A 20,475-nucleotide genomic window follows, 5' to 3' on the forward strand; every position below is an offset into this window, starting at 1 on the left:
CACCGCGCCGTCTCGGAGAGTAGTGGGGCCGGGGTGCGCGACCCCGCCTCTCAGGCCAGGTGATCGATGAAGCGCTCCAGCTGGCGCAGGTTCCGGCACTCGAACACGCCGTCGCAGAAGGTCGCGTACTCCCCGACGATCGAGTCCCCGGTGTCCCAGTAGTTCCGGGGCTCGGGGTTGAGCCAGTACACGTGGCGGGCCCGGTGCTGCATCTCCTTGACCACCCAGGACTGGGAGGCGTGGTAGTTGTTGCGGGCGTCGCCGAGGAGGATGACGGTGGTCTTGGGGCCGATCTCGCGCCCCCACCGCTGCCAGAACACCTCGAAGGCGTGGCCGTAGTCGGAGTGGCCGTCGACCCAGACCACGTCGGCCTCGGTGTTGACCCGGTGGATGGCCTGGTTGATGTCCTCGTTGCCCTCGAAGTACGAGGTGACCTCGTCGATGCCGTCGATGAAGGTGAAGGCCCGGACCTTCGAGAACTGGTTGCTGATGGCGTACACGAGCATCAGCGTGAACCGGGCGAAGGCGGCCACCGAGCCGGAGATGTCGGCGACGACGAAGATCTCGGGCTTGTGCGGCTTGGGGTGGCGGAACTGCGGCTCGGCCGGGACGCCGCCGTAGCTGAGGGACTTGCGGACGGTGCGGCGGAAGTCGAGGGTGCCCTTGCGGCCGTGGCGGCGCTTGCGGGCCAGGCGGACGGCCAGGCGTCGGGTGAGGGGCCCCAGCGCCTTGCGCAGGTTCGCCATCTCGTCCCGGCTGGCGTGCATGAAGTCGACGTCTTCCGGCAGCGGCTTGCGCAGGGTGCGGGCCATGGCCTCGACGCCCCGGTCGGCCACCAACCGGCGGCGGATCTCGGCCTCGACCTCGCGCTTGAGCTGGTCGATCCGGTGCTGGAACTCGTCCTTCTCCAGCCGCTCCTCGAGGTTGGTGAGGTCCTGCCCGTGCTCCTGCGCCTGCTGGCGGGTGGAGTCCATGAGCTTGTCGAGGATGTTGTCGAGGTCGAGGTTCCGCAGGGTGCGGTACAGGTAGTACGTGCCGCCCACCGGTCGCCCCGGCTCCATGCCGGCGTAGCGCTTCACCGCCTGGCGGGCGAGAGCCCGGAGCATGGCGTCGTTGCCGTTGAGGAGGGCCTGGTACAGCATCTGGGCCAGCTCCTCGGGCGTGAGGGCCTCGCCCCCTCCCCCGGCCCCCTTGCCCTCGCCGTCGCCCTGGCCCGGGAGCTGGCCCTCGGCGTCGGGGTCGACCTCACCCTGCTCGAGGGCGGCGTCGTCGTCGATGGCGTGGGCCGCGCCGCGGAGCGAGAAGTACACCTCGAACACCGTCTCGAAGGCGCGCCAGTGGGCCGCCGACTTCACCAACGTGGCGCCGAGGGCGTACTTGAAGGCGCTGCGGTCCTCGAGGGGGATGTGCTTCACGGCCTCGAGGGCGTCGAGGTTCTCGGTCAGGCTGACGGGCAGGCCCGCCTCCCGCAGCTCGACGATGAACCCCGAGAGCAGCTGGAGCAGGGCCTGGCCCGAGGCCTGTTCGAGGCCGGGACCGGCGGCCGGCGAGGCGCCAGACGAGTGGCCAGACGACGCGGCCGACGAGGCGCCAGACGAGTGGCCAGACGACGCGGCCGACGAGGCGCCAGCCGAGGGGCCAGACGGCGCGGGCGAGGCCATGGGGGGTGTCCTACTTCGGTCCGGGGGCGAACGCCTTGACCGCGGACTGGTCCGAGGCCAGCTCGCGCACCGCCTTGGCGATGTCGGTCTGGTACTTGAGCAAGATGTTGGCGGTGCTCGTCGCCGTCTCCGAGTCGACCTCGGTGACGCCGAGCAGCATCAGGGTGCGGGCCCAGTCGATCGTCTCCGACACCGACGGCGCCTTCTTCAGCTCCAGCTGGCGGATCGAGCGCACGATCCGGGCCACCTGGTCGGCCAGGGCCTCGGTGATGTCGGGGACCTTGGCCAGCACGATCTCCTTCTCCCGGTCCATGTCGGGGTAGTCGACGTGGAGGTAGAGGCAGCGGCGCTTGAGGGCCTCGGACAGCTCGCGGGTGGCGTTCGAGGTCAGGAACACCATCGGGATCTGCTTGGCCGTGATCGTGCCCAGCTCGGGGATGGACACCTGGTACTCCGAGAGGATCTCGAGCAGCAGGGCCTCGGTCTCGACCTCGACCCGGTCGACCTCGTCGATCAGGAGCACCACGGGCTCCTCGGACCGGATGGCCTCCAGCAACGGCCGCTGGAGCAGGAACTCGTCGGAGAAGATGTCCTCCTCGACCTCGTCCCAGGTGGAGTCGTCGGTGCGCTCGGCCTGGATGCGGAGCAGCTGCTTCTTGTAGTTCCACTCGTACAGCGCCTTGGCCTCGTCGAGGCCCTCGTAGCACTGGAGGCGGATCAGCCGGGCGCCGGTCATCTCGGCCACGGACTTGGCCAGCTGGGTCTTGCCGGTGCCGGCGGGACCCTCGACCAGGACGGGCTTGCCGAGCCGGTCGGCCAGGTAGACGATGCCGGCGATCCCCTCGTCCGCCAGGTAGGTGGCGTCGCGGAGGCCGTCACGGACCGCGGCGACGGACTCGAACCGGGGCTCAGAGGCGATGTCGGTCATCGGCGCAGCGTACTGGCGGCCTTGACCAGACGGTCAACCCGGTTCGCCGGGGGTGGGGCCGGAGGGTCGCCGGGGTCGGCGTGGCGCCCGACGAAGCTCGGTTTCGTCGCGGTCGGTGGCAGGATCCGGGCTGGCAGGAACCGTGCGAATCGCTAGGTTCCAGACATGCGGCACGACGAGACCGTCCGGGCGGTCGCCGACCCGGCGCGGCGGGACCACCACCGCGTCGTCACCGTGGCCGGGCCCCGGGTGTCGATGTTCGAGATGGCCGTCGCCTGCGAGGTCTTCGGCATCTTCCGCCCCGAGATCGAGGGGTGGCCCTACGTCCACGAGGTGGTGTCGGACCACGACCGGCTCGAGGGGGCCAACGGCCTGACGCTGGCAACCGACGGCGGGCTCGACCGCGCCGTCACGGCCGACACCGTGGTCGTGGCGCCCATCCCGGTGGCGAACGTGTCCCGTCAGGGCGAGGTGCAGGTCGACCGGGCGATCTCCGAGGCCGTGCGGGCCGCCCACGAGTCCGGCGCCCGCATCGTGTCGCTCTGCTCGGGCGCGTTCATCCTGGCCGAGGCCGGGCTGCTCGACGGGCGGCGGGCCACCACCCACTGGATGTACGCCGAGCAGCTGGCCGACCGCTACCCGGCCATCACCGTGGACCCCATGGTGCTGTGGGTCGAGGACCACCCGATCTACACCTCGGCGGGGACCGCGGCAGCCATCGACCTGTGCCTCCACCTGGTGCGCGAGGACCTGGGCGCCGAGGCCGCCAACCGGGTCGCCCGGCGCATGGTCGTGCCGCCGCACCGCGACGGCGGCCAGGCCCAGTTCGTCGACACCCCCGTGCCCGACTGCCCGACCGACGACCCGCTCGGCCCGGTGCTGACGTGGATGGCCGAGCACGTCGACCAGCCGATGACGGTCGAGCAGCTGGCCCGCCGGGCCGCCCTCAGCCCCCGGACCTTCGCCCGCCGCTTCGTGGCCACTACGGGGACCACCCCGCTGCAGTGGCTGCTGACCCAGCGCGTCGCCCGGGCCCGGATGCTGCTCGAGACGACCGACCTGCCCATCGAGCGCATCGCCCAGCTCTGCGGGTTCGGCACCGCCGCCGGGCTGCGGACCCACTTCGCCCGCGTCGTGGGCACCTCCCCCACCCAGTACCGGGGCCGCTTCGCCACCGAGATGGCCGGCTGACAGGAATCACGCGGGCATCGTCGTTCCTGCCACTCGTCGGCAGGGCCCGGGGGGCGGACGATGGGGTCATGTTCACCGCCCACTGCACCGCCGAGGGCCGCGAGGTCCTGCTCACCACCCGGCGCATCACGTCGATCGAGATGCGCGACGGGGCCACCGAGATCCACTTCACGTGCTGGTGCGGGCACGAGGGCGTGGTCGTCGACCGCGCCGTCGAGCGCCCCGCCGCCTCACCGGCCGAGCCCGCCCAGCCGGCCCGCCCTGCGGCCTGACCGGTCTCCCGGTGCGGCGCCCGCCCGTCCCTGCGCGGCGTCGCACCGGGCCACCCACCTCGGCCTCGCGATCGGGCACGGATGGTGCCCGGAGCCGGAGCGGATGGGCGGGACCGCGTGCCGGTGGCTGACCGTCACCGCTTGTGACCTCGCGCCGCGGGCCATCCGGTCGTGTGCCGCTGCGAGCCGCTCGTACCGATGCTGGGGACGGCGGTGGAGTGCGAGGTGGTGGAGAGGCGACGGCTCTGCGGGCCGGGACCGACGGGGTGTCGCTGGCGGGTCTGTGGTGCCGTTCCGGGCCGGGCGCTGTGCGGCCTCCTGCGGCCCGACCCGCCGTTTCGGGCACTGGTGACCACAACCGAACCGAGCGGCTCACAATCGCTCACAGGAGCCGGGAAACCGTGAGATTTCCTAGGTTTCCAGGGTTCGATTCCCGTCTGTCAGGTATCACTGGTGTCATGTTCGAGGCGCTCGCCACCACCATCATCGACCTGGACATCCCGGTCGACGGCGACGCCCTCGAGACGGCCCTGTTCTGGCGGGACCGGTTCGAGGCCAAGCTCATCGAGGCCGTCTGCGCCTTCGATGACACCAACGAGTGGGACACCGCCGAGGGCTGCGCCTCGATGACCGCCTGGCTGCGGGTCCGAGGCCGGATGACCAACAGCGACGCCCAACGGATGGCCAGCACCGCCCGCCGCCTCCGCCACCTCCCGGTGCTGCGCGCCGCCTGGGTGGCGGGTGAGGTGTCGGGTGGTCACGTCGCCGCGGTGGTGGCCAACCTCAACGACCGCACCGCCCCGCTGTTCCAAGCCGGCGAGGACGACCTCGTCCCCATGCTCGCCGGCCTGGATGTGGCCGAGGCGGTGGTGGCCATGAAGTCCTGGGCCGCCCACGCCAAGGAGACCCTTGACGACCAACCCTCCGGTGAGCCCGACCCCGACCGCTCCGCCCACCTCTCACCCACCCTGTCCGGGGGGCGGTTGGACGCGAACCTCGAACCCGAGGCCTTCCACGCCGCCCAAGCCGCCCTCCGGTTGGTCATGGGCAACAAGACAGACGGCGACGAGCGGACACCCGCCCAACGCCGCCACGACGCCCTGGCCGAGATCTTCAACCACTTCCTCGACCACCAACACGACCACAAGGGCGGACGGCACCGCCCGCACGTGAACATCACGATCCCGGTGGAGTCGTTGCTCGAGGGCAAGGGGCAGGGGTGCTTCGACGACGGCACACCCATCACCGCCGACGTCGCCCGACGGCTGGCGTGTGATGCGAACATCCACCGGGTCATCACCAAGGCTGACGGCACCGTCCTCGACTACGGACGCTCCACCCGGACCATCCCGGCGCCGCTGTTCCAGGCGCTGTGCATCCGCGACAAGGGGTGCCGGTTCCCGGGCTGTGACCGACCTGCCCATCGCACCGACGGCCACCACGTCGCCGAGTGGATCGCCCACCGCGGACCCACCAACCTCCGGAACCTGGTGCTGTTGTGCCGGTACCACCACGGCGTCGTCCACCGACCCGGCTGGACCATCGAGCTCCAACCCGACGCCACCGTCATCGTCACCAGCCCCGACGGACGGAGACGACGATCCCAGCCCGTCGACGGACGGGCCCTCGCCGCCTGAACCACCACCCCACCAGGTGAGCGCGCCCCCGAGCGGGCTCACCACCGCGCACGGATGGTGCCAGGCACCATCCGTGCTCTCCGATCGATCAGCCCCGGGTCTGGCCCTCGCCCCGGACGACGTACTTGGCCGTCGTCAGCTCCCGCAGGCCCATCGGGCCCCGGGCGTGGAGCTTCTGGGTCGAGATGCCGATCTCGGCGCCGAAGCCGAACTCCTCGCCGTCGACGAACCGGGTCGACGCGTTGACCACCACTGCGGCGGCGTCGACCTCGGCGGTGAAGCGGTCGGCGGCGACGAGGTCGGTGGTGACGATGGCCTCGGAGTGGCCGCTGCCGTAGGTCGTCACGTGGTCGATGGCGGCGTCGATCGACGGCACGACCCGGACCGCCAGCTTGAGGTCGAGGAACTCCTGGGCCCAGTCGTCCTCGGTGGCCTCCCCCATCGCCGGCACCAGCGCCCGGGCCCCCTCGTCACCCACCAGCTCCACGCCGTCGAGGTCGGTGGCGAGGGCGGGCAGGAGGTCGGCGGCGACGGCCTCGTGGACCAGGACGGTCTCGGTGGCGTTGCACACCGATGGCCGCTGGGTCTTGCCGTTGACGATGATCGCCCGGGCCATGTCGAGATCGGCGCTGGCGTCGACGTAGACGTGGCAGTTGCCGTCACCGTCGATGACGTAGGGGACGGTCGCGTTCTCGAGGATCGAGCGGATCAGCGACGGCCCACCCCGGGGGATCAGGACGTCGATGCTGCCGCGCTGCTGCATGAAGCGGACCGCCGCCTCCCGGGACGTGTCGGGCACCAGCACGAGGGCGTCGGCCGGGAGGTCCACCTTCTCGTAGGCCTCGCGCAGCACCCCGGCCACGGCCGTGTTCGACCGGATGGCCCCCGAGGAACCCCGCAGGAAGGCCACGTTGGCGGACTTGAGGCACAGCCCGGCGGCGTCGCTGGTGACGTTGGGGCGGTTCTCGTAGATGATCGCCACGACCCCGAGCGGCACCCGGACCCGAGAGATGCGCAGCCCGTTGGGGCGCACCCACCCGTCGAGGACCTCGCCCACCGGGTCGGGCAGCGCCGCGACCTGGCGGAGCCCGCCGGCCATGGCCTCGACCCGCCGCGCGTCGAGGCGCAGCCGGTCGATGACCGTGGCCGACGTGCCCGCCTCGGTGGCGGCGGCGACGTCGGCGGCGTTGGCCTCCAGCACCTCGTCGGTGCGGGCCACGAGCAGGTCGGCGGCGGCGAGCAGGCCGGCGTCGCGCTGAGCGGTCGACGACCGGGCGACGACGCGGGACGCGGCCTTGGCCCGATGCCCGAGCTCGACGATGGGGTCGGTGGTGCTCACCCGGGCGATCGTACCGGAGGCACGCGACGCGGCCCGGTGGGCCCGGCGGCAGCCCCTCCACCCGGCCTGCGTCGGATCGAGCCCGTCGCCGAGCTGCCTGGGCGGGAAGGGCCTGTCCAGGGCCAGGTCGCACGCGGGGTGCGCCGTGTCGACCTGGCTTCGGGCAAGATCGCACCGTGCTCCGGGCCCGCATCGCCACCCGGGCGGACGTGCCCGCCCTCGCCACCGCCCTCGCCGGTGCGTTCCGCTCCGACCCGCTGTGGCACTGGATGGTCGGCGACCTCGACCGCTGGGACGTCCGGGCCGCGGGCGCCTTCGCGGCCGAGGCGGCGGTGAAGGTCCGGTACGGGCACACCTACACGACCGACGACCGGGCCGGCGCCGCCCTGTGGGCCCCGCCGGGCACCTGGAAGGGCACCCTCGGCGACGCCCGGCGCGTCGCCCTCCCGATGCTCCGCCTCACCGGCGGGGTCGGCGCGCGCCGGGGCCTCGGCGTGCTGCGGGCCTGCGAACGGGCCCACCCCCCGAGCCCCGACCACTGGTACCTCGCCGTGCTCGGCACCCACCCCGACCACCAGGGTCGGGGCGTGGGCTCCGCCCTCCTGCGCCCCGTCCTCGAGCGCTGCGACCTCGACGGCACGGGCGCCTACCTCGAGTCGTCCAAGCCCGAGAACGTGGCCTTCTACGAACGGCACGGCTTCCGGGCCACCGACACCATCACCCCGGGCGGGTCACCGCCGCTGACGCTGATGTGGCGCGACCCCCGACCGGTCGAGGCCCCGTGATCGCCGACCCCGGCCTGGAGGCGGCCGTCAGCGCCTTCGAACGGTCGCTCACCCCGATCGTCCAGACCCTCGCCGGCACCGTGTCGGGCGTCGACGCCGCCGCCCTGCCCGACGACGTGACGCGCGAGGCCTTCTCCATCGCCGCCGCCGTGGTCGACTGCGACGGCATCCGCACCGACGCCGAGCTGTGGTCGCTGCTCGTGATCTTCGGGCCCCGTCTCGGCGGCGACCTGCTGCGGGCCACGCCCGACGACCTCCGGCGGTCGGGGCTGGTGGTCGGCCAGGCGAAGTGGCTCGACACCCCCTCGACGATGCTCGACCTGCTGGCCCGCTACGACGCCCGCCACGGGACCACCCACGCCCGGACCTACCACGACCGGGCCGTGGGCATCGCCTTCGCCGTGGCCGCCATCGACCCGTACACGACCGAGGACGAGCTCCGGGCCATCGAGCGCTTCCGCGCCTCGATGGCCGCCGCCGGTGCCGCCGCCGGGGCGAGCGCAGGCGGGCCGGGGGTCCCGGAGCCGGCCACCGTCTCCGGTACCGCCGCGGGGGACGCCGACGTCGCCGCCCTCCCCCCGCCCCGCCCGCTCGAGGAGCTGATGGACGAGCTCGACGCCCTCGTCGGGCTCGAGGGCGTGAAGGCCGAGGTGCGCCTCGTCGCCGACCTCATCCGCGTCCAGAACCTCCGGGCCGAGCGCGACCTCCCGGTCGTCGAGCAGAGCCGGCACCTCGTGTTCGCCGGCAACCCGGGCACGGGCAAGACCACCGTCGCCCGGCTCCTGGCCCAGATCTACCGCACCCTCGGCGTCGTCGAGCGGGGCCACCTCGTCGAGACCGACCGCAGCGGCCTGGTCGCCGGCTTCGTCGGCCAGACCGCCACCAAGGTCGTCGAGGTCTTCGACCGCGCCGACGAGGGCGTCGTGCTGATCGACGAGGCCTACGCCCTGGTGCGGGGGGGCGGCAACGACTTCGGCCGGGAGGCGATCGACACCATCGTGAAGCTGGTCGAGGACCGGCGGGACCGCGTCGTGGTCATCGTGGCCGGCTACCCCGACGAGATGGCCGACTTCGTCGACGCCAACCCGGGGCTGCGCTCCCGGTTCCCCAAGACGATCCGCTTCGAGGACTACTCCACCGACGACCTCCTGGCCATCTTCGCCTCCATGGGCGAGAGGAGCGGCTACGCCTGCGACGAGGAGGCGACGGAGAAGCTGCGGGCGTGGTTCGACGCCCAGCCCCGCGACAAGGGCTTCGGCAACGGCCGGGTGGCGCGCAACCTGTTCGAGGCCAGCGTCGCCCGCCACGCCAGCCGCGTCGTCGCCCTCGACGACCCCACCGACGAGGACCTCACCACCCTGGTCGCCGACGACATCCCCGACCTCGACGAGGCCGCCGACTCCTCGATCCGCCGCTCCTGACCCGTCCTCGGCACGGACCTGCACCGCATGCGTGCTCTTCCGTGCTCGGTTGGCGGGTTGAGCCGGGCGGCGGAGGGGCGACCACTACCGTGCGGCCATGCCACCCCGGCTGGCCCGCCTCCTCGCCGTGCTCGTGGCCGTCGCCCTGGTCGCCGGGGCGTTCGTCCTGCGGGGTGCCTTGGCCGACGAGGACGAGCCCACGACGAACGGACCGGGCACCACGACCGGCGCCGGCGGAGGCGATGACGGCGACGGTGGGCCCTACCGCCTCCTCTGCGACGCCGACCTCGGGGAGGAGGCCTGCACCGCCGTGGCCGAGGCGACCGGCGCCGAGGTCCGGACGGTCACCGCCGGTGAGGTCCTGGCCGACGGGGGCGCCGCTGCCGAGGACGCCGATCTGTGGCTGACGCTCGATCCCCTGCCGGGCGTGCTCGCCACGGTGCGAGCCGAGGCCGACCTCGGCGCCATCACCGGAGAGGAGCCGGCGCCCGTCGCCTCCTCCCCCCTCGCCGTCCTCACCTTCGACGGCTCGCCGTTCGACTGCCTTGAGCCGATCGCCTGGGCGTGCCTGGTCGAACCGGTGCGGCCCGAGGTGGCCGTGCCCGGCCTGGACAGCTCGCTCGGGATCGTCGTGGCCGCGGCCGGGTCCGCCGGCCTCGTGGGGAGCACCGACCTGAACATCACCACCTTCCGGGACACCGAGGAGGCGGACCTGGTCGACGACCTCATCAGCGAGAGCCCGAGCGCGGCTGGCGACACGGCGGCCGACCAGGCCAACGCCATGCTCCGTCCTGGCTCGGCGTCGGCCGTGGTGACCGTCGAGGGGCTGGCCGAGCGCCAGGCCAGCACCGTCCAGGGCGGCAACCGCGGCCTGAGCACGGCCTCGCTCTTCCCCCCGGTCACGGTCGGGGTCGTCCTGGCCGGGCTCGGGCCCGAGGGGGACGCCGCCGTGCGAGCCTCGTCGGAGGCCGTCAGCGGCCAAACTGTCCTGCTGGCGCTCGTCGAGGGCGGGTGGACGGGCGCGGCCAGCGCCTCGACCGGGCTGCCGGCGGCCGATCTGGTGTACGCACTACGGGAGAGGATGGGCTGATGAGGACACGTCTGCGGGTGGTCGGCGGGCTGGCGATCGCCGCGCTGCTGGTGGGCGCGACCGCGTGCTCCGACGACGAGGGGCCGAGCGCGTCGGTCCGCGAGGACGGCGCCACCGTCGACCTGGGCGACCCGGGCGACTGCGTCGTCGTCGACCTGGCCGTGTCCTCGGAGAAGGCGACGCTGATGACCGAGCTGGCCCGGGAGTTCAACGGCTCCGACGCAGCCGAGCTCGAGGGCGGCCGGTGCGCCTTCGCCCGTCCCCAGACCAAGGCGTCGGGTCTGGCCGCCGACCTGCTCTCGACCGAGTGGGACGAGGACGCCGAGGGCCCCCGCCCCGTGGTGTGGTCGCCGGCGGCGTCGTCGTGGGGGGCCATCGTCAACCAGCGCCGCGCGGCCGAGGGCCTGCCGGAGATCGTGGGCGAGGCCGACCCGTTCATGCAGACGCCCCTCGTCATCGCCATGCCCGAGCCCATGGCCGACGCCCTGGGCTACCCCGAGGAGCCGGTGGGGTGGGCCGACATCATCCGGCTGTCCCAGGACCCGCAGGGCTGGGCCGCTCTCGGGCACCCCGAGTGGGGGCCGTTCCGGCTGGGCAAGACCAACCCCAACTTCTCCACCTCCGGCCTGTCGGCCCTCATCGCCCAGGCCTACGCCTCGGCCGGCAAGACCGAGGGCCTCTCGGGCGAGGACCTCGCCGCCCCCGCCGTGGAGGAGAGCGCCCGGGCCGTCGAGTCCGCCGTGGTGCACTACGGCGACACCACCCTCACCTTCCTCAACAACTGGTACCGCACCGACGAGCGGGGCACGTCGCTGACCTACGTGTCCGCCGCCGCCGTCGAGGAGAAGTCGGTGATCGACTACAACCGGGGCAACCCCGACGGGAACCTCGACCCCGGCGAGCGGCCCCAGCCCCCGCGGATCCCCCTCGTCGCCGTCTACCCCGAGGAGGGGACGATCTACTCGGACAACCCGTTCATCGTCCTCGACGCCGAATGGGTGAGCGAGGAGGAGCGCCTCGCCGCAGGCGTGTTCGAGGACTTCGTGAAGGCGCCCGAGAACCAGGAGAAGGTGCTCGAGTTCGGGTTCCGGCCGGGCAACCCGGACGTGGCCCTGGCCGACCCCATCTCCGCCGACCTCGGCGTCGACCCCGGCCAGCCCGCCACCCTGCTGGAGACGCCCGCGCCCGAGGTGATGGTCGAGCTGCTCGACCGCTGGGCCGAGCAGCGCAAGAGCGCCCGGGTGACGATCGTCCTCGACGTGTCGGGGTCGATGGGCGATCCGGCCACGCCGGACGGGCCCGAGAGCAAGCTCGACCTGGCCAAGCAGGCCGCCATCACCGCCCTCGACCAGTTCAAGGATGACGACGAGGTCGGGCTCCGCATCTTCACGACGGGCCTCGGCGGCGACGGGACCGCGTCGTACGTCGACCTGGCCCCACCCGAGCCCATCGCCCAGAACCGGGAGCGGCTGCGGCGCGAGATCGACGCCCAGCTCCCCCGCGAGGGCACGCCCCTCTACGAGACGGTCCAGGACACCTTCGACGAGGCCGTCGAGGACTACGACCCGCTCCGCATCAACGCCGTGGTCGTCCTGAGCGACGGCGTCAACGAGGACCTCGACTCGAGCGACGACGAGGAGCAGCTCGACGAGCTCATCGCCAGCCTGCGGGAGAGCTCCTCCAGCGAGCTGGCCAAGCCGATCCGCATCTTCCCCATCGTCTACGGCGAGTCGGCCGACGAGGACGTGCTGCGGCGCATCGCCGAGGCCAGCAACTCGACCGTCTACGACGCCAGCGACCCGGCCACCATCGACCGCGTCTTCGCGGCGGTGGTGAGCAACTTCTGACGTGGCCCGCCGCCGCTTCCGCGACCGGTTCTGGTCACCACCGGTCGCCCGCGCCGTCACCGCGCCCAGCTCGATCCTCCTGGCGGGTGGCGCCGCCGCGGTCGGCATCGTCGCCACCGCACCGCTGGTGCTCCCGGTCAGCATCGTCGCCGGCGTGGTCGCCGGTGCCGTCGCCTACGGCGCCCGCGTGCTCGCCGCCGTGCCCCGGGATCGCTCCGGCACCGCCGGCATCGACCCCTTCGCCGTGCAGGAGCCCTGGCGGCGCTTCGTCGCCGACGCCCTGGCCGCCCGGCGCCGCTTCGACGAGGCCATCCGGGCCATGGACCCCGGCCCGCTCCGCGACCGGCTGGCCGAGGTCGGCGACCGCCTCGACGACGGCGTGCAGGAGACCTGGCAGGCCGCCCGCCGGGGTCACACCCTGATGGCGGCGCGGGCCCGCGTCGACGTGCCCGCCCTCGAGGCCGAGCTGGCCGAGGCCGAGCGGGTCGAGGCGGCCAACCCGGACCCGCGGGCCGCCCAGGTGGCCGAGGCGGTCCGGGCCCAGCTGGCCAGCGCCCAGCGGATGCAGGCCGTGGCGGACGACGCCGTGACGACGCTGCGCCTCCTCGACGCGCGCCTCGACGAGGCGGTGACGCGGGCGATCGAGCTGTCGACCGGGATGGGCCCGGCCGCCCACGCCTCGGCCGTCGGCGGCGACGTCGAGGGCATCGTCTCGGAGATGGAGGCCCTCCGCGTCGCCCTCGACGAGGCGGGCACCGCCGGGGGTCCGGCCGCGGCCGGCGGTGCCGCCGCCCCGTCGGCGTGAGGCCATGAGCGGCGACCGGCGGCCCCACTGGTCCGAGGTCCTCGACGACGTCGCCGACCTCGGGGCGCGGGTCGAGGCGGCCCGGCAGGAGTCGATGACGGCCGCCGCCGAGGGGTCGACCACCGGGCTCATCGGCGGGGCGCCGGTGTTCACCATCGGCGAGCCGCCGCCCCGACCGGCCCGCACCCCGGTGGTGCCGCCGCAGCCGGCACCCGACCGGCTCGACCCGCCGACGGTCCGCATCGCCGCACCCAGCGCGCCCCCGCCGGCGCACCCGTCGCCCCGCATCGGACCGCCCCCGCCGCGGAGCCCGCGGGCGGGGACCGCCGCACCTCCGGCGTCGGGCCCTCCCGTCCCCTCGGCGCCGCCGGCGCCCGCCGCCGGCGCGGCCACGCCGCCGCCGACCGCCTCGCGCCCGTCGGGCGGTCGCCGCCTGCTGAAGGACAACCTCGTCGTGGCGGCGGGCACGGCCCTGTCGCGCGTCACCGGCGTGGCCCGGCTGCTCGCCGTGTACGGCCTGGCGGTGAGCCTGCGCGACGTCTACCTCCAGGCCAACAACACGCCGAACATCGTCTACGAGCTGATCCTGGGCGGGATCCTCACCGCAACCCTCGTGCCGCTGTTCACCCAGCACCTGGAGGAGGACGACGAGGCGGCCACCAGCGCCGTGGTCTCGACGACGATCGTCGCCCTGATCGGCCTCACGCTGGTGGCGTTCGTGGTGGCGCCGGCCCTGCTCTGGCTCTACGCCCGCAACCTCGACGCCGACGTCGACCGGGCCGAGTACCTCCGAGTCGGCATCACCCTCAGCGTGCTGTTCGTCCCCCAGGTCTTCTTCTACGGGATGATGGCCCTCGGGTCCGCCCTGCTCAACGCCCGCCGCCGGTTCTTCGCCGCCGCCTGGGCGCCGGTGCTGAACAACGTGATCGTCGTGGCGGTCCTGGTGGTCGCGGCGCGGATGGGCGACGGCAGCCCGACGATCGGCCGGGCCGACGACGACATGGGCCTGATGCTCCTCCTCGGGCTGGGCACGACGAGCGGCATCGCCGCCATGGCCCTGTCGCTCCTCCCGGCCCTGAGGCGGGCGGGGGTGCGCATCCGCTTCCGACCGTCGCTCCGCCACCCCGCCGTGCGCGCCGCCGGAGGGCTGTCGGGGTGGACCCTCGGCTACGTCGTCGCCAACCAGGTGGCCGCCCAGACCGTCGTCGTGCTGGCCAACGCCGACACCGGCACGTTCACCACGTACCAGGTGGGCTTCATCTTCTTCCAGCTCCCCCACGGCCTCCTCGCCGTGTCGCTCATGACGACGTTCCAGCCCGACCTGGCCCGGGCCTTCGTGCAGAAGGCCTGGTCCACGTTCCACGCCCGCCTCCTCCAGGGCCTCCGCCTGCTGGTTGCGGTCATGGTGCCGGCCGCCGTCGGCTACCTCACCCTCTCGCTGCTGGTGGCGACCCTCGGACCCGACACCGCCGCCTTCGGGCCCGACGGCCGCTTCGCCGAGGCGGTGCCGGTGGCCCGGGCCCTGGCGGGGTTCGCCCCCGGCCTCCTCGGCTTCTCGGTGTACCTGTTCGTCCTGCGGGCCTTCTACGCGACCCAGGACACCCGGCGGCCGTTCTGGATCAACGCCGTCGAGAACGTGGTCAACGTGGTGGCCGCCGTCGTGCTGATCATCCCGCTCCCGCTCCTGACCGGGCTCACGGTGGGCTACTCGATCGCCTACGTCAGCGCCGCCGCCCTGGCCATCGTCGTGCTCCTCCGACGGCTGCCGCCCGGCTTCGACATCCGCGGCTTCGTGGCCACCCTGGTGCGCTGCCTGCTGGCGGCGGCCGTGATGGCGGCCGTCGTCGCCGGCGTCGTCGTCGGCCTGACCGAGGTCGACGACGGGCTCCTCGCCCCGTCGCTGCTGGTGGGCGTGGGCGTGGGCGCGGTCGCCTACGCCCTCGCCGCCCTGGCCCTCGGGGTCGTGCGGGACGCCGGGTTGGCCCGCCGGCTCCCGGGACCCCTGGCCCGGCTCGGCCGCTGACGGTCCCCGCCGTCCCGCTCCGGCCCGGGGCCTGGGCGTCGGTACACTCGCCCCATGCTCAAGCTGATGCGTCGGTTCTGGAAGTACATGACCGCCGGGGCGAACCAGAAGTTCAACGAGAAGGCCGACCCCAAGATCCAGCTGCAGCAGGCCATCGACGAGGCCCAGCGCAACCACCGGGTCCTCACCGAGCAGGCCGCCAACGTGATCGCCCAGCAGAAGCTCGCCGAGAGCCGGCTCAACCGGGCCATGGAGCAGCTCGAGAAGCTGAACGCCAACGCCCGCCAGGCGATCATCATGGCCGAGGAGGCCAGCAAGGCCGGCGACACGGCGAAGGCCGAGCAGTACACCAGCGCGGCCGAGACCATCGCCAACCAGCTCATCACCACCGAGGCTGAGGTCGAGGAGCTCAAGGCCATGGCCCTCGCCGGCGCCCAGGCCTCGGACCAGGCCAAGGCGGCGGTGTCGCAGAACGGCATGCTCCTCCAGCGCAAGCTCTCCGAGCAGCAGAAGCTCATGAGCCAGCTCGAGCAGGCCAAGATGCAGGAGCAGATGAACTCGGCGATGGCCTCGCTGTCGGCCACCGTCGGCGAGGACGTGCCGACGTTCAACGAGATCCGGGACAAGATCGAGGCCCGCCACGCCCAGGCCAAGGGCATGTCCGAGCTGCAGGGCCAGTCGGTCGAGGGCCGCATGCTCGAGGTCGAGCAGGCCACCCAGAACACCCAGGCCCAGGCCCGGCTCTCGCAGCTCAAGGCCGAGCTCGGCCTCGGTCCGGCGGCCACCGCCACCCCCGACCTGGCCAAGCCGGCGCCCCGCGCCGAGCCCCAGCCCGGCACCTGAGCCCCGTCTTCCCGCCCGTCCCGGCCCCACCGCCCACGCCGGCCAACGGGCCGGTCGAGGTGCTGCTCGGGCACCGCGTCGTCGACCCGTTCCGCGCCCTGGAGGACGGCGACGACCCGATCGTCCGGGCCTGGGACGACGCCCAGTCGGCCCGGACCCGGACGGTGCTGTCGGCCCTGCCCGGGCGGGACGCCCTCCGCGAGCGGCTCCGCCAGCTGCTCGACGTCCCCGTCGTGCTCGGCGCCGCCCTGGCCGGCGACGTCGTGGTCACCCTCGAGCGGGCCGACGGGCGCGACCAGGCCACGCTCGTGGCCTCGGCCCGTGACGGCTCGGACCGGCGCGAGATCGTCGACCCCCGCGCCGTCGAGGACGACGACACCGCGGCCATCGATTGGTTCCAGCCCTCCCCCGACGGGGCCCTCGTCGCCGTGGGGACCTCGACCGGCGGCGACGAGCTGTCGACGCTGCGGGTCGTCGCCACCGCCGACGGGGCGTGGCTCCCCGACGCCATCACCCGCACCCGCGCCGCCTCGGTGGCGTGGCGGGCCGACGGGTCGGGGTTCGTCTACACCCGGTACCCGGACCCGGCGACCGTCCCCGAGGGCGAGGCCGGCTACCACCGCACCGTCTTCGAGCACGACCTCGGCGCCGACCCGGCCGACGACCCGGTGGTGTGGGGCGACCTGCCCGACCCGACGGCGTGGGCCGAGGTGCGGCTGTCGCCCGACGACCGCTGGCTGCTGGTCCACGCCTCGCTCGGGTGGGACCGCACCGACGTCCACCTGTGCGACCGCACGACCGGGGCGTGGCGGACGGTCGTCGCCGGCGTCGACGCCCTGACCGACCTGCGGGTGGCCGGCGACCTGCTGGTCGGGACCACGACCCTCGACGCCCCGACCGGCCGGGTCATCGCCGCACCCCTCGACCGGCCCGAGCCCGACGCGTGGGTCGACCTCCTGCCCGCGTCCGACGCCGTGGTCGAGGGGCTGGCCGTCACGTCGGCGTCGCTGCTGGTGGCCCGCTCCCGGTCCGCCGTCGCCGAGCTCGCGCGCCTCCCCCGCCCCGACACCGTCCCCGCCGGCCCCCCGCCGGTCGAGACCGTCGCCCTCCCCACCGAGGGCTCGCTGGTGGCCCTCTCCGGGAGCCGGGACCGGGACGAGGCCGTGGTCGGGTTCACGTCCTTCGCCGTCCCGCCCACGCTGCTGCGGTGGACGGGTGCCGGGGGCCTCGCCCCGTGGGGCACGGCCCAGGAGGCCATCGACCCCGCCACCTTCGCCGTCGACCGCCTCCGCTACCCCTCGACCGACGGCGCCGAGGTCACCCTCTTCTGCCTCCGCCGGGCCGACGTCCCGCCCACGGCCGCGACCCCCACGATCCTCAGCGGCTACGGGGGCTTCGGCATCACCATGAGCCCCGCCTACTCCGCCGACGCCGTGGCCCACGCCGAGAGCGGCGGGGTGTGGGCGGTCGCCGCCATCCGGGGAGGCGCCGAGGAGGGCGAGGCCTGGCACCGGGCCGGGCAGCGGGCCCGCAAGCCGCAGGTCTTCGCCGACTTCGAGGCCGCAGCCGACTGGTTGGTGGCCGAGGGCCGCACCTCTCGCGAGCACCTGGCGATCCGGGGCGGCAGCAACGGCGGGCTCCTGGTCACCGCGGCCCTGACCCGCCGGCCCGACCTGTGCGCCGCCGTCCACTCGGCCGTCCCGCTCTGCGACATGGTGCGGTACCCCCGGTTCCGGATCGCCCGGCTGTGGGTGCCGGAGTACGGCGACCCCGACGAGCCCGCCGACCTGGCCTGGCTCCTGTCGTACTCGCCGTACCACAACGTCACCGACGGCACCCGGTACCCGGCGGTGCTGATCACCACCGGCGCCGAGGACTCCCGCGTCGACCCGCTCCACGCCCGCAAGATGGCGGCCCGTCTCCAGCAGGCGTCACCCGACGGGGCCCCCGTCCTGCTCCGCGTCGAGCGGGGGGCGGGCCACGGGCAGGGCAAGCCGTCGTCGCGCCGGGCCGAAGAGGGCGCCGACGTGCTCGGCTTCCTCCACGCCGTGATCGGCTGATCCCGATCCGGCCGTGTCGATCCCCTGCACCGCGACGGTGGGTGGGACCGACCAGACGATGGCCCGGCGCCGGCTACCGGAGGGGCCAGGCCTCGGGCTCGAAGGCCAGGCCGGCGGCGGCCACGGCCAGGCACACCAGGAGCAGCACGCCACTGGCGAAGGTCGGGCGTCCCCGCGGCACGAGGGCCCGGGCGACGGCGTCGAGGGCGACGTGGCTGCGGAACCCGGGCCCGCCCCGGGCGATGGAGACGACCAGCAAGGTGGCGGCCACGACGCCCGTGGTGCGCAGGATCCACGGCCCCGCCGGGGCGAGGGCCTCGAAGGCGTCGGCCCCGAACCACAGGCACAGGCCGATGGCCAGCACGCAGAGGGCGCCGAGGGTGCGGACGACCCCGAGGGCGACGTTGCGGAGCCACCACACCGGCCACCAGGCGGGGCTCCGGCCGGGCTGGACCTGTCGGTCCCCCACCGTGGCCAGCACCGGGGCCATCCCGATGCCCAGCACGGCGATCAGGGTCGCCGGTTGGGCGCTCGCCAGCGCCACCGCCGCCACCCCCAGGGGCAGGGTGATCCAGCGCCGACCGACCGGCGCCGTGCCGTCGACGAGGTCGAGCCGGGCCCCGGCGGCGGGTGGGGCGGCGGGGCGCGACCGCCGACGGCGGGCCCGCTCGGCCCCCTCGTCGACGACGGGGGCGGGCACGACCCACGAGCCGGCGTGCCCGGCGTCGTCGGGTCCCGCGCCGGCGCCGGCGAGGGCCGAGCGCGGGGAGGGGACCACCGGGGCGAAGACGACGGCGGCGGGGGGCACCACCTCGGTGGCCAGGTCGGGCGCGAGCCCGTCGTCGCCCTCGGCTCCCGCCTCCTCGGGCGACCCGACCGCATCCACCGCCGGACCGTACCCCTCCCCCGCCCGCCCCGCCGGTGCCCGGGCGCCCAACCGGTCGAGGAGGTCGGCCACCGACGCCGGCCGGTCGGCCGGGTCGAGCGCCAGGGCGTCGCCGATGGCGTCGCTGGTGCGGTGGGACACGGTGGGGTTGATCCGCCACAGCGGGACGAGACCGTCGCCGCCGACGCGCTCGGCCGCGACCGGCGGGACCGTGCCCGTCAGCAGCCGGTAGAGCGTGGCCGCCAGGGCGTAGACGTCGGCCCGGGCCGAGAACCGTCCGTTCCCGGCGTGCTGCTCGGGCGGGGCGTACCCGGGGGTGACGATGCGGGTCATCATCGTCGTGCGGTCCTCGACGAAGGCCCGGGCCAGCCCGAAGTCGATGAGCACGATCCGCCCGTCGGGCGTGCGGACGAGGTTGGCGGGGCTGACGTCCCGGTGCAGCACACCGGCGCCGTGGACCGCGGCCAGGGCCTCGGCGGCCTGGGCGGCCACGTCGAGGGCCTCGGGCTCGGTGAACGGTCCCCGCCGCTCCCGCAGCTCGGCCGCCAGCGTCCGTCCCTCGATGCGCTCGAGCACCAGGTAGGCGGTGGCGTTCTCCTCCAGCACGGCGAAGATGCGGACGATGCCGGGGTGGCCGAAGCGGGCCAGCGTCGTCGCCTCGCGCAGGAAGCGGTCGCGCGCCCGCGCGAAGCTCGGGCCGGCGCCGTCGGGCACCACGACCCGTCTGCCCTCGCGGGCGGCGCCCTCGGGGACGAGCTCCTTGACCGCCACCGGTCGCTGGAGCCGCAGGTCCGTGGCGGCGTAGGTGATGCCGAAGCCGCCCCGCCCCAGGACCCCGCCCAGCCGGTAGCGCCCGCCGCCGAGCTCGGCGCCCGGGGGCAGCGGCGCGGGCTCGCCCGCCGGTGTCACGGGAGGGTCCGGTTCCGGGGCCCGGTGCCGGCCACGCACGGTGTCGTCACCGATGACGGGGGCCACCGTCGGAGGCTACGGCCCGGGCGGGGCCGACGACAGGGCGGCCGACGGGGGTGGGCATCCCCGTCCTCGGCGCCGTGCGCCGGGGCCTCACCCGGCGCCGGCGTCCCCGTCGTCGTCGTCCTCGGCCTCGGTCGCGTCGAGGATCTCGTCCAGCTCCATGGGCGCCATGGCCAGGTCGAGGGCGGCCCAGATGGTGCGGGCGAAGGGGTAGAAGAGCACCGGCACGGCGATGGCGACGACCGTGCCGACGACGAGGAACGGCACGGCCGAGGCGCCCGGGTTGCTGCCCAGCCAGACGGCGACGCCCATGATCATGACGAACAGCACGGCGAGCACGACGCCGAAGTTCACGAGGTAGACGCCGGTGAAGTAGCCCTCCTCGCGCACGAAGCGCACCCCGCAGCGGGGGCAGCGCTCCTTGATCGACCACCAGGTCCGGAACAGGTTGCCGCCGCCGCACCGGGGGCACCGCCGGATCAGGCCCCGCCGGAGCATCAGGGCCCAGTCGGCGTCGGGCCGGCTGGCGTCGGAGGGCGAGATGTGCACGGGCATGGGCGGTCGCTCCCCATTCCACCGCGCCGGGCACCGCCCCGACGAGTCCGGCCTGCCCGATGACGCTCCGTCGCCCTGAGCGCGCCGTCGCCCACCCTTGGTGAGATTCTGCTGGACACGCTCCGTGACCATGTGTGATAGTTCCTCACAGAAAGTGGTC

At 74.2% G+C, this 20,475-nt stretch carries 16 protein-coding genes; 11 read left to right on the forward strand and 5 right to left on the reverse strand.

Going from position 1 to position 20,475, the window contains the following annotated elements; all coding sequences use genetic code 11:
• Positions 1-50 precede the first annotated feature (50 nt).
• Complete coding sequence (locus HC251_RS14300) at positions 51-1,661, reverse strand: VWA domain-containing protein (RefSeq protein ID WP_255566420.1); 1,611 nt, start codon at positions 1,659-1,661, stop codon at positions 51-53.
• A 10-nt stretch (positions 1,662-1,671) separates the two neighbouring features.
• Positions 1,672-2,589 carry a MoxR family ATPase gene (locus tag HC251_RS14305; protein ID WP_219941278.1) on the reverse strand — a complete coding sequence of 306 codons (918 nt, stop codon included), beginning with the start codon at positions 2,587-2,589 and terminating at the stop codon, positions 1,672-1,674.
• 165 nt (positions 2,590-2,754) lie between these two features.
• On the opposite strand from HC251_RS14305, the gene HC251_RS14310 reads away from it, so the two are divergent.
• From HC251_RS14310 to HC251_RS14320, 3 genes are all read left to right on the forward strand, one after another.
• On the forward strand, positions 2,755-3,780 hold the full coding sequence (locus HC251_RS14310) for a helix-turn-helix domain-containing protein (RefSeq protein ID WP_219941279.1): 1,026 nt from the start codon (positions 2,755-2,757) through the stop codon (positions 3,778-3,780).
• A 68-nt stretch (positions 3,781-3,848) separates the two neighbouring features.
• Positions 3,849-4,052 (forward strand): hypothetical protein, encoded by a 204-nt coding sequence (locus tag HC251_RS14315; protein WP_219941280.1) that lies wholly within the window; start codon positions 3,849-3,851, stop codon positions 4,050-4,052.
• A gap of 458 nt (positions 4,053-4,510) precedes the next feature.
• Entirely contained in the window at positions 4,511-5,689 is a 1,179-nt protein-coding gene (locus HC251_RS14320; protein ID WP_219941281.1) for an HNH endonuclease signature motif containing protein, read from the forward strand.
• Positions 5,690-5,777: 88 nt separating this feature from the next.
• Here HC251_RS14320 and HC251_RS14325 read toward each other — a convergent pair whose 3' ends face one another.
• The gene (locus HC251_RS14325; RefSeq protein WP_255566421.1) at positions 5,778-7,028 is read right to left on the reverse strand and encodes a glutamate-5-semialdehyde dehydrogenase; all 1,251 of its coding nucleotides are present in this window, start codon (positions 7,026-7,028) and stop codon (positions 5,778-5,780) included.
• A gap of 176 nt (positions 7,029-7,204) precedes the next feature.
• Here HC251_RS14325 and HC251_RS14330 point away from each other — a divergent pair, with 176 nt between their 5' ends.
• From HC251_RS14330 to HC251_RS14365, 8 genes are all read left to right on the forward strand, one after another.
• Positions 7,205-7,813 (forward strand): N-acetyltransferase, encoded by a 609-nt coding sequence (locus tag HC251_RS14330; RefSeq protein ID WP_219941282.1) that lies wholly within the window; start codon positions 7,205-7,207, stop codon positions 7,811-7,813.
• On the forward strand, positions 7,810-9,234 hold the full coding sequence (locus tag HC251_RS14335) for an AAA family ATPase (RefSeq protein WP_219941283.1): 1,425 nt from the start codon (positions 7,810-7,812) through the stop codon (positions 9,232-9,234). Before HC251_RS14330 ends, HC251_RS14335 begins: the two co-directional genes overlap by 4 nt.
• A gap of 97 nt (positions 9,235-9,331) precedes the next feature.
• Entirely contained in the window at positions 9,332-10,324 is a 993-nt protein-coding gene (locus tag HC251_RS14340) for a hypothetical protein (protein WP_219941284.1), read from the forward strand.
• The gene (locus tag HC251_RS14345) at positions 10,324-12,171 is read left to right on the forward strand and encodes an extracellular solute-binding protein (RefSeq protein ID WP_219941285.1); all 1,848 of its coding nucleotides are present in this window, start codon (positions 10,324-10,326) and stop codon (positions 12,169-12,171) included. Before HC251_RS14340 ends, HC251_RS14345 begins: the two co-directional genes overlap by 1 nt.
• Before the next feature lies 1 nt (position 12,172).
• Complete coding sequence (locus HC251_RS14350) at positions 12,173-12,976, forward strand: hypothetical protein (RefSeq protein ID WP_219941286.1); 804 nt, start codon at positions 12,173-12,175, stop codon at positions 12,974-12,976.
• A 4-nt stretch (positions 12,977-12,980) separates the two neighbouring features.
• The gene (murJ, locus tag HC251_RS14355; protein ID WP_219941287.1) at positions 12,981-14,999 is read left to right on the forward strand and encodes a murein biosynthesis integral membrane protein MurJ; all 2,019 of its coding nucleotides are present in this window, start codon (positions 12,981-12,983) and stop codon (positions 14,997-14,999) included.
• Positions 15,000-15,053: 54 nt separating this feature from the next.
• Positions 15,054-15,842, forward strand: coding sequence for a PspA/IM30 family protein (locus HC251_RS14360; RefSeq protein ID WP_219941288.1), 789 nt, complete (start codon positions 15,054-15,056; stop codon positions 15,840-15,842).
• Positions 15,839-17,902, forward strand: coding sequence for a prolyl oligopeptidase family protein (locus HC251_RS14365; RefSeq protein ID WP_370651300.1), 2,064 nt, complete (start codon positions 15,839-15,841; stop codon positions 17,900-17,902). The genes HC251_RS14360 and HC251_RS14365 overlap by 4 nt, the downstream gene beginning before the upstream one ends.
• 73 nt (positions 17,903-17,975) lie before the next feature.
• Here HC251_RS14365 and HC251_RS14370 read toward each other — a convergent pair whose 3' ends face one another.
• Together HC251_RS14370 and HC251_RS14375 are read right to left on the reverse strand one after the other, a co-directional pair.
• Positions 17,976-19,763: a serine/threonine-protein kinase gene (locus tag HC251_RS14370; RefSeq protein ID WP_219941290.1), complete on the reverse strand. Its 1,788-nt coding sequence runs from the start codon at positions 19,761-19,763 to the stop codon at positions 17,976-17,978.
• Between the two features lie 87 nt (positions 19,764-19,850).
• A complete protein-coding gene (locus HC251_RS14375; RefSeq protein WP_219941291.1) occupies positions 19,851-20,315 on the reverse strand; it encodes a DUF983 domain-containing protein in 465 nt (154 codons plus the stop codon).
• Positions 20,316-20,475: the final 160 nt, after the last annotated feature.

The sequence above is a fragment of the Iamia sp. SCSIO 61187 genome, assembly GCF_019443745.1.
Classification (GTDB): domain Bacteria; phylum Actinomycetota; class Acidimicrobiia; order Acidimicrobiales; family Iamiaceae; genus Iamia.

Bases quoted from the DNA above. Each gene is read 5' to 3' on its own strand.
- HC251_RS14345 (WP_219941285.1), top strand. From the start codon at position 10,324: ATGAGGACACGTCTGCGGGTGGTCGGCGGGCTGGCGATCGCCGCGCTG.
- HC251_RS14340 (WP_219941284.1), top strand. From the start codon at position 9,332: ATGCCACCCCGGCTGGCCCGCCTCCTCGCCGTGCTCGTGGCCGTCGCC.
- murJ (WP_219941287.1), top strand. From the start codon at position 12,981: ATGAGCGGCGACCGGCGGCCCCACTGGTCCGAGGTCCTCGACGACGTC.
- HC251_RS14375 (WP_219941291.1), bottom strand. From the start codon at position 20,315: ATGCCCGTGCACATCTCGCCCTCCGACGCCAGCCGGCCCGACGCCGAC.
- HC251_RS14310 (WP_219941279.1), top strand. From the start codon at position 2,755: ATGCGGCACGACGAGACCGTCCGGGCGGTCGCCGACCCGGCGCGGCGG.
- HC251_RS14360 (WP_219941288.1), top strand. From the start codon at position 15,054: ATGCTCAAGCTGATGCGTCGGTTCTGGAAGTACATGACCGCCGGGGCG.
- HC251_RS14320 (WP_219941281.1), top strand. From the start codon at position 4,511: ATGTTCGAGGCGCTCGCCACCACCATCATCGACCTGGACATCCCGGTC.
- HC251_RS14315 (WP_219941280.1), top strand. From the start codon at position 3,849: ATGTTCACCGCCCACTGCACCGCCGAGGGCCGCGAGGTCCTGCTCACC.
- HC251_RS14305 (WP_219941278.1), bottom strand. From the start codon at position 2,589: ATGACCGACATCGCCTCTGAGCCCCGGTTCGAGTCCGTCGCCGCGGTC.
- HC251_RS14300 (WP_255566420.1), bottom strand. From the start codon at position 1,661: ATGGCCTCGCCCGCGCCGTCTGGCCCCTCGGCTGGCGCCTCGTCGGCC.